10 protein-coding genes are annotated in these 13149 nt (G+C 46.7%); all 10 read right to left on the bottom strand.

The window, feature by feature from the left end:
• Positions 1–63: 63 nt before the first annotated feature.
• The 10 genes from argH to secA all read right to left on the bottom strand — a co-directional run bounded on the left by argH (position 64) and on the right by secA (position 13097).
• Positions 64–1479, bottom strand: coding sequence for an argininosuccinate lyase (gene argH, locus AC0YOD_RS14390; protein ID WP_475800015.1), 1416 nt, complete (start codon positions 1477–1479; stop codon positions 64–66).
• Between the two features lie 26 nt (positions 1480–1505).
• Entirely contained in the window at positions 1506–2735 is a 1230-nt protein-coding gene (locus tag AC0YOD_RS14395; RefSeq protein WP_475800016.1) for an argininosuccinate synthase, read from the bottom strand.
• 47 nt (positions 2736–2782) lie between these two features.
• Entirely contained in the window at positions 2783–3742 is a 960-nt protein-coding gene (gene argF / locus AC0YOD_RS14400) for an ornithine carbamoyltransferase (protein WP_475800017.1), read from the bottom strand.
• 42 nt (positions 3743–3784) lie between these two features.
• Positions 3785–4987 carry an acetylornithine transaminase gene (locus tag AC0YOD_RS14405; RefSeq protein ID WP_475800018.1) on the bottom strand — a complete coding sequence of 401 codons (1203 nt, stop codon included), beginning with the start codon at positions 4985–4987 and terminating at the stop codon, positions 3785–3787.
• A 5-nt stretch (positions 4988–4992) separates the two neighbouring features.
• On the bottom strand, positions 4993–5778 hold the full coding sequence (argB, locus tag AC0YOD_RS14410) for an acetylglutamate kinase (RefSeq protein ID WP_475800536.1): 786 nt from the start codon (positions 5776–5778) through the stop codon (positions 4993–4995).
• A 48-nt stretch (positions 5779–5826) separates the two neighbouring features.
• Entirely contained in the window at positions 5827–7068 is a 1242-nt protein-coding gene (gene argJ, locus AC0YOD_RS14415; RefSeq protein ID WP_475800019.1) for a bifunctional ornithine acetyltransferase/N-acetylglutamate synthase, read from the bottom strand.
• A 72-nt stretch (positions 7069–7140) separates the two neighbouring features.
• Positions 7141–8190 carry an N-acetyl-gamma-glutamyl-phosphate reductase gene (gene argC, locus AC0YOD_RS14420; protein WP_475800020.1) on the bottom strand — a complete coding sequence of 350 codons (1050 nt, stop codon included), beginning with the start codon at positions 8188–8190 and terminating at the stop codon, positions 7141–7143.
• Between the two features lie 232 nt (positions 8191–8422).
• Positions 8423–9310, bottom strand: a complete 888-nt coding sequence (locus AC0YOD_RS14425) for a YitT family protein (RefSeq protein WP_475800021.1) — start codon at positions 9308–9310, stop codon at positions 8423–8425.
• 103 nt (positions 9311–9413) lie between these two features.
• A protein-coding gene (prfB, locus tag AC0YOD_RS14430) for a peptide chain release factor 2 (protein WP_475800022.1) occupies positions 9414–10521 on the bottom strand; the annotation gives its coding sequence in 2 pieces (ribosomal slippage) (positions 9414–10448 and positions 10450–10521; 1107 coding nt in all).
• Between the two features lie 68 nt (positions 10522–10589).
• Positions 10590–13097, bottom strand: coding sequence for a preprotein translocase subunit SecA (secA, locus tag AC0YOD_RS14435; protein ID WP_475800023.1), 2508 nt, complete (start codon positions 13095–13097; stop codon positions 10590–10592).
• Positions 13098–13149 lie beyond the last annotated feature (52 nt).

A 13149-nucleotide genomic window follows, 5' to 3' on the forward strand; every position in this document is an offset into this window, starting at 1 on the left:
AGCAGTTCAGCAATTAGCCTGACAGGCTGCTTGCTGACTGCTTTTTTTAATATATTGCTTGTCTTATCTACTGCGCTCTAGGTATTCGGTCACCCAAGCAGCTGTCGCTTCAAGCGATACAACTGCACGGCCGATTGCAGCCTCTACCTGCGTTCTAGCCGTTCCGCCGTATACATTACGAGCATTAACGACCTGCTCCGGTTGAAGTACCGCATAAATGCGTTCATCAAACAGAGAAGAGAATTGCTTGAATTCATCCAGCGTAAGATCCAGCAAGTACTTGTTCTGCTCGATGCAGTACAAGACAGTTTTGCCGATAACCTCATGCGCTTGACGGAAAGGAAGCCCTTTGCCGACTAGGAAATCTGCAATATCTGTTGCGTTTGAGAAGTCTTGGTTGACTGCTTGACGCATACGATCTTTGTTCACCTTCATCGTAGCAATCATTGGAGCGAACAACTGAAGCGCGCCTTGCAGCGTCTTCACCGTATCAAACATGCCTTCTTTGTCTTCCTGCATGTCTTTGTTGTAAGCAAGCGGCAATGATTTAAGTACAGTTAGCAAGCCGACAAGATCACCGTAAACTCGTCCAGTTTTACCGCGAACAAGCTCAGGTACGTCTGGGTTTTTCTTTTGCGGCATAATGCTGCTTCCTGTGCAGAATGCATCATCCAGCTCAACAAAATGGAACTCTGTGCTCGACCATAGGATAAGCTCCTCGCTGAAACGCGATAGATGCATCATGATAATGGCCGCATCTGCTAAAAATTCAACGATAAAGTCGCGGTCGCTTACCGCGTCCAGACTGTTCTCATATACACGGTCAAACTTAAGCTGACTAGCTACGAAATGACGATCGATTGGGAATGTTGTTCCGGCAAGCGCGCCAGCTCCCAGAGGAAGCACGTTAATCCGTTTGTAGCTGTCTTGCAAACGCTCGATATCGCGGCCAAACATGGACACGTATGCCATCAAATGGTGAGCGAAAAGGATGGGTTGCGCACGCTGCAAATGCGTATAACCAGGAACGATTGTATCCAAATTGGCCTTCGCTTGTTCAATAAGCGCAGATTGCAGCTTATAGAGCATGTCAACAAATTCAACCACGCGCTTGCGAAGCCATAGATGCATATCTGTTGCTACTTGGTCATTTCGGCTGCGGCCTGTATGAAGCTTGCCGCCAACTGATCCAACATCATCAATCAGCGTTTTCTCGATATTCATATGAATATCCTCATCGCCGATCGAGAATTCGATGTCATCACGTTTGATGCGTTGTAGAACACGATGCAGTCCATCTTTAATTTTATCCACATCTTCAGCAGGCAAAATACCTTGCTTGCCAAGCATCGTTACATGAGCCAAGCTGCCTTGAATATCTTCCTCAGCAAGCTCTTTATCAAACAGAATTGAAGCTGTATATTCTTCTACCAATTGGTCCGTTTTTTTTGTAAAACGACCGCCCCATAATTTACTCACTAGTTCGTAACACTCCCTTGTAAAGCTTACTTATTCGTAACTGCAGATGATACTTTCAAACGCAAAGCATTCAGACGGATAAAGCCCGTTGCATCGCCTTGATCATAAGCTTGCGAAGGATCTGCTTCCATCGTTGCAATGTCAGGGTTGTATAGGCTGACAGGACTTTGTACGCCTGCTCCGATAACGTTACCTTTGTATAGCTTCAAGCGAACTACGCCGCTCACATTTTTTTGTGATTCGGTTACAAGTGCTTGCAGAGCAAGACGTTCTGGAGCGAACCAGAAGCCGTTATAGACAAGCTGGCTGTATTTTGCAATTAGTGAATCACGAAGATGCATAACTTCGCGGTCCATTGTCAATGATTCCATTTTGCGGTGAGCTGTAAATAGGATTGTACCGCCCGGTGTCTCGTATACGCCGCGGCTCTTCATACCAACGAAACGATTTTCTACCATATCAACGCGTCCAATACCGTGCTTGCCGCCAAGCTCGTTCAATTGATCCATGACTTCTAGCGGGCTAAGCTCTCGACCATTAATAGCCGTACAATTACCTTCTGAGAAAGTAAGCTCAACGTACTCTGCTTTATCAGGCGCATTCTCTGGAGATACGCTAAGCACATACATGCTCTCGTTCTCTTCAGAACTTGGATCAAACCAAGGATCCTCAAGCATGCCGCTCTCAAAACTGATATGCAGCAGGTTGCGGTCTGTGGAATACGGCTTAGCTGCTGATGCTGTTACTGGAATGTTATGTTTCTCCGCGTAAGCAATCATTTCTGCACGGCCAGGGAACTCCTCACGGAATGCTTCTAGACGCCATGGTGCGATTACACCGATCTCAGGTGCGAGAGCTGCAGCTGTAAGCTCGAAACGAACTTGGTCATTTCCTTTGCCAGTTGCGCCGTGTGCGATATAAGCTGCGCCTTCAGCACGTGCGATATCAACCATACGCTTAGCGATAAGCGGACGAGCAATTGAAGTACCAAGCAGGTATTGACCTTCATACAATGTACCAGCTTGGAACATTGGATAAATAAAGTCGCTTGCAAATTCATCACGAAGATCATCAATGTACACTTTGGACGCGCCTGTTGCTAGTGCTTTTGCTTCAAGACCATCAAGCTCATCCTTCTGTCCGATGTCTGCTGTGAATGCGATGATTTCTGCGTCATAGGTTTCTTTCAACCATTTGAGGATAACGGAAGTATCCAGGCCGCCTGAGTAGGCTAGCACGATTTTTTCTTTTGCCATAGTAGAATATTACTTCCCTTCGATTGTATTTATTGATGGTAGATCAATTAGGACATGATTGCAGCCATGATCGCTTTTTGTGCATGAAGACGATTTTCTGCTTGATCAAAAATAATGGAACGATCGCCGTCAATAACGCCCTCGCTCACTTCTTCACCGCGATGCGCTGGCAGACAATGCATGAATAAATAGTCTTTTTTCGCGTATTTCGCTAATGCTTCATTCACCTGATAAGCAGCGAAAGCAACCTCGCGTTCCTTCTGCTCTGCTTCTTGACCCATGCTTGCCCATACGTCTGTATACACGATATCCGCATCAGCAATCGCTTCCTTCGGATCACGGCAAATATGAATTTGCGAGCCTGTCTCTGCAGCGTGGTCCTTAGTTTGCTTGATGATATCAGCATCTGGTTCATAGCCCTCAGGCGTTGCTACGGACATATGAAGACCCAGCTTAGCCGCACCCATTAGAAGAGAATGCGTCATGTTGTTGCCGTCTCCGATGTATGCGATTTTCAAGCCTTCCAAACGGCCCTTTTGTTCTAGAATCGTTTGATAATCAGCAAGCGCTTGGCATGGGTGTGAGAGATCAGTCAAACCGTTAATAACCGGAATAGTCGCTCCACGAGCCAATTCAACGACTTTGCGGTGAGCAAACGTACGGATCATAATACCGTCTAAGTAACGAGACAACGTCTGCGCTGTATCCCAAATCGTTTCACCGCGGCCGATTTGCAGGTCATTTCCGCTTAGGAACAATCCTTGACCGCCCAATTGATACATCCCTACTTCAAAAGACACGCGTGTACGAGTAGAAGATTTCTCGAAAATCATACCAAGCGTTTTGCCCTTCAAAATATGATGCGTTTCGCCTGCCTTTTGCTTCTGCTTCAAATCAATCGCAAGATCGATCATATAACGAATTTCCTCTGGACTAAAATCAACCAGCATGAGAAAATCGCGTCCTTTTAGACTCGTTGCCAATTCTTCGTTTACCGTTCCTTGCATAGTAAAGTCCTCCTTCATTTTGAAGCTAAACTTCTCTATCTCCTAAGCTACAGGCCGCTTTGCATCTAATAGATCTGCAATAATAGCAACCGCTGTATCTATTTCTTCATTCGTGACCAGCAAATTCGGCAGCAAACGTATAACGTTTGGTCCTGCAGAAATAACAATTAGTCCACGCTCCTGCGCTTCATTCAAAATGCCGGCAATCGGCTCTGCGCACTCTATCCCGACAAGTAACCCAAGTCCGCGAACCTCATGAACGAAAGCATTGCCCTCCAGCTTCTCACGAAGCTGTGCCATTAAATACTCGCCCTGCAGCGCTGCTCTTGCAGGCAGCTCTTCACCAACAATGGTCTCAAGCGTCGCTTTTACGACAGCTGTTGCGATCGGTGTGCCTCCAAAAGTTGAGCCATGGCTGCCGGCACTAAAGCCTTCGCGAAGCTTTTCTTTCGCTCCCATCGCGCCAACTGGAAAACCGCTGCCCAGTCCTTTTGCCATTGTGAAAATGTCCGGCTCAATACCGAAATGCTCATACGCGAACAGCTTGCCTGTACGTCCCATGCCTGTTTGAATTTCATCAACAATAAGCAAAATGCCTTCCTTCTCGCATAAAGCGACAAGCTCCTTCAAGTATGCGGCATCAACCGGATGAATGCCACCCTCAGCCTGCACCATCTCCAGCATAACAGCGGCTGTCTTATCGGATACGGCAGCTTTCAATGCTTCCAGGTCATTCAGAGGAATCGTCTTGAAACCTTCCGGCAATGGCAGGAAGCCTTCCTTTACCTTTGCTTGGCCCGTTGCTGTAAGCGTCGCAAGCGTGCGACCGTGAAAGGACTGCTCAAATGTAATAATTTCGTAACGTTCATTATTCAATACTTTCTGGTTATAACGACGAGCGAGCTTAATCGCCGCTTCATTTGCTTCCGCTCCAGAATTACAGAAGAAGACAGCATCAGCGCAGCTGTTATCAGTAATCAGCTTTGCCGCCTCTGCTTGATTTGGAATATGAAATAAATTGGATACATGCCATAGCTCATCCAGCTGTTTGATTAGTGCCTCTTTAATTTGCTTCGGTGCATGCCCTAGGTTCGTGACAGCAATTCCGCTCATAAAATCAAGATATTTCTTACCTTGATCATCCCATAGCCAGCTGCCGTCACCTTTAACCAAAGCGAGTGGATATCTCGCATAGGTTGGAAATAGAGATTGATCAGCGCTTGCTGCCGTTTTTGTCTCGCTCATTCCTCTTACACCTGCCCTTCGCTCGTTTGAACAATACGTGTGCCGACGCCACCCTCGCGAACAGCCTTCGTCAACACGCCCGGCTCCTCGCCGCTTACGATAATAACCTCACGTACACGACCCTGAATACAAGCAATAGCCGCCCGCACCTTTGGAATCATACCGCCATATATTTCACCGCTCACGATCATCTCTTCGATTTCTTCCACCGTCACAACCGGCAGTACCTGCTTCTGACCGTCTATGGTTTTCAAAATGCCAGGAACATCCGTCACAACGATCATACGCTCTACACCAAGATGAGAAGCAACCGCTCCGGCAGCTGTATCTGCATTAATGTTATAGCGTTGACCTTGATCATCGATGCCTATTGGTGCAATGACCGGGATAAAACCCATGCCCATAATACCCTCAATAATAAGTGCATTAACATCCGTCACATCGCCAACGAAGCCAACTTCATCAGCGTTCGCAACCGGTTTAGCTTGAATGAGCATACCGTCTACACCCGAGAGACCTATCGACTTCGCTCCGTTAATTCCAATTTTACGAACGATTTCTTTATTGATACGACCAGCAAGCACCATTTCGACTACATCCAGAACATCTTCGTTTGTCTTGCGAAGCCCATTCACGAAGCCGCTCTCAATGCCCAGTTTACCGAGTGTCTCTGAAATAGCTGGGCCGCCGCCATGCACAATGACCGGACGAATGCCAGACTGCTGCAGCTCTCTAAGCTCATCAAAAAAACGATTAGGAAGCGCCGCTAACGTGCTGCCTCCGCATTTCATTACAAAACGTTGCTCCGTCACTGTTCCATACCCTCCAAGGTCCATTACTTACGTGCGGTATGCCGCATTAATGCGCACATAATCATACGTCAAATCACAGCCCCAAGCCGTAGCCTGGCCTTCTCCGTTATGAAGATCAACTCGAATCACAACGGTATCACCTTTTAAATATTCCAAAGCCAATTCTTCGTCAAATGCAACAGGACGAGATTGCTCCAATGTCACAATATCACCAAGGCGAATATCTACTGTATCAGGGTTAACCGGTTGGCCTGCACGCCCAACAGCTGCAATAATACGGCCCCAGTTCGCGTCTGCGCCAAACACGGCTGATTTTACGAGTGAAGAGCCAATAACGGTCTTCGCAATAGCTTGTGCGGAATCATCGCTGATAGCGCCATTAACCTGTACCTCAACGAGCTTTGTCGCGCCTTCGCCATCTCTCGCAATCGCTTTTGCCAGCACCTCGCATACATGACGCACAGCAGCTGCAAAAGCTGCCCAGCCCTCATGCTGCGAAGTAAGCTCTTCATTCCCTGCAAGACCGCTAGCCATAGCAACGAGCATATCGTTCGTACTAGTATCACCATCAACTGTAATCATGTTAAAAGTAAGATCCGTTGCTTGGCGAAGCAGCTGCTGAAGCGCTTCGCTTCCAATAGCCGCATCCGTTGTTACAAAGCCAAGCATGGTTGCCATGTTGGGATGAATCATACCTGAACCTTTGGCCGCTCCAGCAACATGAACGATCTTTCCATCCAGCTCAAGCTTCACACATACCATTTTCTGAATGAGATCCGTCGTTAGAATGGCTTGACAAAAGCCATCCGCACCTTCGCGATTTCCATCCAGTCGTACAGGGAGTCCGTCAATACCGCTGCGAACCTTATCCATCTTAAGAAGCTCGCCTATTACGCCCGTGGATGCTACCGCTACTTGTTCCTCTGGAACAGCAATCGACTGGGCAAATCGTGAACGCATCTCATAAGCATCCGCTTCACCTTGCTTGCCTGTGCATGCATTCGCGTTGCCGCTGTTAACAATTACTGCTCGAAGAACGCCGCCTGCTGCGAGGCTCTCGCGTGTTACTTGAAGCGGTGCCGCTTGAAATACATTCGTCGTATACACGCCAGCTGCCGTTGCCGGCACTTCGCAGACAATTGCACCTAGATCGTGACGAGTTGTTTTCTTCAAACCGCAATGTAAGCCTCCTGCCTTAAATCCAATAGGCGTTGTTATCGAGCCGTCTTCGACGATCGAGAATAGTGATGCCGTATTCCCCTGTTCCATGGTAGAATCGAATCTCCTTCACGTGTAAAAGTATAGTTATAAGTCCATTTTATATAAAATTTATGAATATAATTAAGGATAAACGGGAACAAACTGCAAGCCTAGTGTCTCATCCCAGCCGAACATTAAATTCAGGTTTTGAATGGCTTGACCAGCCGCACCTTTAACAAGATTATCAATAACCGAAACGATCGTTAGGCGGCCCGTACGCTCATCTACCGCAAAACCGATGTCACAATAGTTTGAACCCCAAACTTCTTTCGTTGACGGAAATTGTCCCTCTGGACGAATCCGTACAAAACGGCGACCTTCATAATAGGAGCGATATAATTCAATAAAATCCTTGGTACTTCTCTCGCCTTTTATCGAAGCATACATCGTCGACATAATACCGCGCGTCATGGGTACGAGATGGGTACTAAAGGTTGTTACAACCGGCTTATTAGCGATATCAGAAAGCACCATTTCAATTTCCGGGATATGTTGATGTTGATTAAGCTTATATGCTTTTAAATTTTCGTTCAGTTCGGAGTAATGCGTGCCTAATGAAGCACCGCGTCCTGCGCCCGATACACCAGATTTGGCATCGATTATAATAGAAGACGGATCAATCCAGCCCTCTTTGACAGCAGGAATAAGACCAAGCAGGGTAGCCGTCGGATAGCAGCCAGGATTAGAGATAAAAGGAGCGTTATGTATCTGATCGCCATAAATTTCAGCGAGACCAAATACCGCTTGCTTCAAGTAATTTTCATCGGCAGCTGGCTTCTTATACCACTGCTCATAAAGCGCTGGTGATTTCAGACGGAAGTCACCGGATAAATCTATGATTTTCAGATCTGCCTGAAGCAATTGCGGTACGAGCTTGGAAGCTACACCCGCAGGTGTCGCTAGAAATACAACATCTGCTTTCGCTTTGATTGCAGCAGGTTCCACATCATCAAGCAGTTCCTCACGAATACCAATCATATGCGGGTAACCATCCGTAAACGGCGTTCCTGCGCTGGAGGATGAAATGACAGAAGTCACCTCTACCAGCGGATGAGAGGAAAGCAATCGAAGCAGTTCTACACCGCCGTAGCCCGTCGAACCGATAATTGCAACTTTCACTTTTTCGCTCACATTAATCTCTCCTCAAAACTGGACACCGCGCTGAATTCGCCCATGCTGGCAAAGCTTCACTGCAGCTCCATCTATTACTCTTTTCACTTGGAAAAGGTTGTCTTCTACTACAACTTATTATTGTACATCATTCAGCAGGTGATGGAAATATAGAGTTTGTTTCGTATTATTATACATTCCTATTCATAAAAATACAATGAACAAATGGTGTGGATATATACCGAAAATCCGATCAACTCTCGACCTTAAAGCCTTGCCCCAGCACCTCTGCCGTATTGCTAATGATGACAAAAGCGCCCGCATCAATTGCTTTTACAAGCTGCTTCAATTTGGGCACTTCATTCTGACCTACAACAACCATTAGAACGACACGTCCTTGCCCCGTATATCCGCCATGCCCATCAAGCCGTGTCAAGCCGCGATCCAAATCATTCAGAATGGCTGATGCAACCTCATCCGTATGATCGCTTATAATGAAGGCAACCTTTGAGAGCTGCAAGCCGCTTTGCACAAAATCAATCGTTTTACTCGTTACGAAGAGGCCAATTAGCGCGTACAAGGATGTCTCCGGTGAAATAATAATTCCCGCCGCTATAATGACTAAGCCGTCAAAACATACAACAGCTAAACTAAGGGGCAGCCCTGTATATCGATGCAGGATTTGTGCAGCCAAATCCATGCCGCCTGTTGATCCGCCACCGCGAAATACAAGTCCTAGACCAACACCGACTCCAATCCCTCCATAAATGGCAGCGAGCAGCGGATTATGCGTTGGCGTAGGCCAGCTGCTTGTAAGCAGCACAAAAAGCGGCAGCAGCATCGAGCCAAGCGCTGTTTTTGCCGCAAATTTCTTTCCTAGCAGCCATAAGCTTGCTATAAATAACGGAATATTAATAGCCCACTGCGTAATCGCCGGCGTAATGTCGAGCTTTCTTTGAACGAGGATAGATAAGCCCGAAACGCCTCCAGAAGCAATCCCGTTCGGAACCATAAACAAATTAAAGCTGACAGCTATAACGACAGTACCTATGAGAAGCTGAATAATATTCCAAATGGACTGCGTACGCGGACTATAGCGCCGTTCTCCCTTTCTCCGTTTTGCTCGGCTTCCGTCTCCCATAACCTCTATCTCCCTACAACATATTTTCGCAAAAAGAAGAGCCCCACACCTTAAAAGTGATGGAACTCTTCAAATAAATTATAATCCCAGCGGAATCCGCTCTTTAATCATGATGAATCTGGTGACGCAGGTAGCCATCAATAAACGCATCGATATCGCCGTCCATTACTGCTCCTACATTCCCAGTTTCCACTGATGTACGGTGATCCTTCACCATACTGTAAGGATGGAACACATAAGAACGAATTTGGCTGCCCCAAGCAATCTCTGATTGGTCGCCCCGAATATCCGCCAAATGCTTCTTCTGCTCCTCGATCTTACGATCATACAGCTTGGAACGAAGCATCTTCATCGCCCGCTCGCGGTTCTGAATTTGTGAACGCTCTTGTTGACAAGCAACAATAATGCCTGAAGGCACATGCGTAATCCGAATCGCTGATTCCGTTTTATTGACGTGCTGACCGCCTGCTCCACTCGCTCGGTACGTATCTACCTTCAGATCCTCTGAACGAATTTCAATTTCAATACTATCGTCAATTTCCGGCACAACATCACAGGAAGCAAACGAAGTATGTCGACGGCCTGCCGAGTCAAAAGGAGAGATGCGAACAAGTCGATGTACGCCCTTCTCTGCCTTCAGATAGCCGTAAGCATTATGGCCCTTGACCATAATCGTTACACTCTTGATACCCGCTTCATCACCAGGCAAATAATCAAGCAGCTCAACCTTAAAGCCGCGCTTCTCTGCCCAGCGTGTATACATTCGGTACAGCATCAAGCCCCAGTCCTGAGACTCGGTTCCGCCTGCACCAGGATGCAATTCCAAAATGGCATTGAGTTTATCGTAGGGCTCATTGAGCAGCAGTTGAAGCTCGAATTCACTTACCTTGCGGAGAAGCGCCTGAACGCCCGTCACAACATCCGCTTCAAGCGATTCATCATTCTCTTCCTCTGCCAGCTCCATCAGCATCTGCAGCTCTTCCTGCTCGTTATTCAGCCCATCATAATGATCAACGACTGACTTAACAGCATTAAGCTCAGTAATGACACCCTGCGCTTTCTCGTTGTCATCCCAAAAATCAGGCATCGTCATCTTCTCTTCGAAGTTAGCAATGATCTCTTGCTTAAGATCTAAGTCAAAGAGACCCCCTAAGCTCTTGGAGCCGCTTAGCCATTTCACGCAGGTCTTGTTTTACCGTTATGTCTATCATAGCGTCAGCTTCACCTCAAAATATTGGTATGATCTCTTACTTTATGCCGTATATCAGAGCGCCGTGACTTACTTGCCGTGGCACTGCTTGTACTTCTTGCCGCTGCCGCATGGGCAAACGTCGTTACGTCCTACACGCACTTCACGCTTCGCTGGACGCTTCTCCATCGCTTCTCCGCCGCCGCTAGTTGTTGTCGTTTGACCTTGAGCTACTTCTTGACGCTCCAGGTTGCTCTCAACGCGAGCCTTCATGATATATTTCGCGACTTCCTCTTGAATGTTCTCGATCATTTCCTTGAACATTTCAAAGCCTTCGAATTGATATTCACGAAGAGGATCTGTACCGCCGTAAGCGCGTAAATGGATACCTTGACGAAGCTGATCCATAGCATCAATGTGATCCATCCACTTGCTGTCTACAGCACGCAGTACAACAACCTTCTCAAATTCACGCATCGTTTCTTGTCCAAGGCTCTCTTCGCGCTCATCATAGCAAGCAACGACCTCATCAAATATATAATCGATAATCTCATCTTGCTCTTTACCCGTAATTTCTTCCTTCGTCAAAGCACCTTCAGGCAGGAATGTAGCATTCGCATAATCGACGATCGCTTGCAAATCCCACTCCTCCGGAATATCCTCCGAGGTATGAGCTTGTACAATACGATCCACAACTGGCTTGATCATATCCATAACTTCCTGACGGATATCATCGGAGCCAAGAACGTCGCGACGCTGCTTGTAAATAACTTCACGCTGTTGATTCATTACATCATCGTATTGCAATACAACTTTCCGAATATCGAAGTTGCTGCCCTCTACACGCTTCTGTGCGGATTCAATTGCTCTTGAAATCATACGACTCTCAATCGGTTGATCCTCATCAAGGCCAAGCTTATCCATCATGCCCATGATGTTCTCAGAACCGAAGCGACGCATCAACTCATCCTCTAGAGATAAGTAGAATTGTGTAGATCCTGGATCACCTTGACGTCCAGCACGTCCACGAAGCTGATTGTCAATCCGACGGCTCTCGTGACGCTCTGTACCGATAATGTGCAAACCGCCAATATCAGCAACAGAATCACCAAGCAAAATATCCGTACCACGACCAGCCATGTTTGTAGCAATGGTTACCGAGCCAGCTTGTCCAGCGCGTGAGATGATTTCAGCTTCTTCCGCATGGAACTTAGCGTTAAGCACCTTGTGCGTAACTCCTCTGCGCTTCAGCATATCCGAGAGCTTCTCCGAGTTCTCGATAGAAATCGTACCTACTAGTACCGGCTGGTTTTTGCTGTGGCGCTGTACAATCTCCTCCACAACAGCTTTGAACTTGCCATTCTCTGATTTATATACAACATCCGCAATATCTTGACGGATCAAGGCACGGTTAGTCGGTACTTGAATAACATCCAGACCATAAATCCGTTTGAACTCTTCTTCCTCCGTCTTCGCAGTACCTGTCATACCAGCTAGCTTGCGATACATACGGAAGTAGTTTTGGAACGTGATCGTTGCAAGAGTCATGCTTTCGTTTTGAACCTCAAGCTGTTCCTTCGCTTCAATCGCTTGGTGCAAGCCATCGCTGTAACGGCGTCCAGACATTAGACGACCAGTAAATTCATCGACAATAACGACTTCGTCTTCTTCCACAACGTAATCGACATCGCGCTTCATTATAAAGTTGGCTTTCAAGCCTTGTTGAATATGATGGTTAAGCGTTACATTAGCATGATCAAATAAGTTTTCGATTCCAAAAGCTTTCTCTGCCTTCGTAACGCCCGCTTCAGTCAGCATGACGCTGCGTACTTTAATATCGATTGTGAAGTCCTCTTCCTGCTTCAAACGGCTTACAAACCGATCTGCGGCAAAGTAAAGCTCTGTCGACTTCGCTGCTTGTCCGGAAATAATAAGCGGAGTCCGCGCTTCATCCACGAGGATGGAGTCTACTTCATCAATAATGGCAAAATAAAGCGGCCGCTGTACCATTTGTTCCTTATACAGCACCATGTTGTCACGCAAATAATCGAAACCAAATTCATTATTTGTACCATACGTAATATCGCAAGCATAAGCTTCTTGTTTTTGCTCATGAGACAAGCCATGCAGGTTGCAGCCTACAGTCATGCCTAAAAAGTTGTAAAGTTGTCCCATTAATTCACTATCACGTTGAGCCAAGTAGTTATTGACCGTAATGACATGAACGCCTTTACCAGCAAGAGCATTTAAATAGACTGGCAATGTTGCCACGAGCGTCTTACCTTCACCCGTTCTCATCTCCGCTATTTTACCTTCGTGAAGTACCGTACCCCCAAGGAGCTGCACGTCAAAGTGACGCATGCCAAGTGTACGTTTTGAAGCTTCTCTTACCGTTGCAAAAGCCTCAGGCAATAGCGCGTCTAAAGACTCGCCTTTTTCAATTCTTGCTTTAAATTCTTCAGTCTTCGCACGCAGCGCCTCATCAGATAGAGCTGTGAATTTTGATTCGATCGCATTAATTTCATCAACCGTACGCTGGATCCGTTTGACCTCGCGTTCGTTATGGTCACCGAATATCTTTTTCACTAGTCCGAGCATGGTTTTCCCCTTTCGTGATTACGCCTCTTTGCCTTAAATTGTATCAGTTTGT

It is taken from the genome of Paenibacillus sp. J31P13 (assembly GCF_056269295.1).

Bases quoted from the DNA above. Each gene is read 5' to 3' on its own strand.
- AC0YOD_RS14395 (WP_475800016.1), bottom strand. From the start codon at position 2,735: ATGGCAAAAGAAAAAATCGTGCTAGCCTACTCAGGCGGCCTGGATACT.
- argF (WP_475800017.1), bottom strand. From the start codon at position 3,742: ATGCAAGGAACGGTAAACGAAGAATTGGCAACGAGTCTAAAAGGACGC.
- AC0YOD_RS14405 (WP_475800018.1), bottom strand. From the start codon at position 4,987: ATGAGCGAGACAAAAACGGCAGCAAGCGCTGATCAATCTCTATTTCCA.
- argB (WP_475800536.1), bottom strand. From the start codon at position 5,778: ATGAAATGCGGAGGCAGCACGTTAGCGGCGCTTCCTAATCGTTTTTTT.
- argJ (WP_475800019.1), bottom strand. From the start codon at position 7,068: ATGGAACAGGGGAATACGGCATCACTATTCTCGATCGTCGAAGACGGC.
- AC0YOD_RS14425 (WP_475800021.1), bottom strand. From the start codon at position 9,310: ATGGGAGACGGAAGCCGAGCAAAACGGAGAAAGGGAGAACGGCGCTAT.
- secA (WP_475800023.1), bottom strand. From the start codon at position 13,097: ATGCTCGGACTAGTGAAAAAGATATTCGGTGACCATAACGAACGCGAG.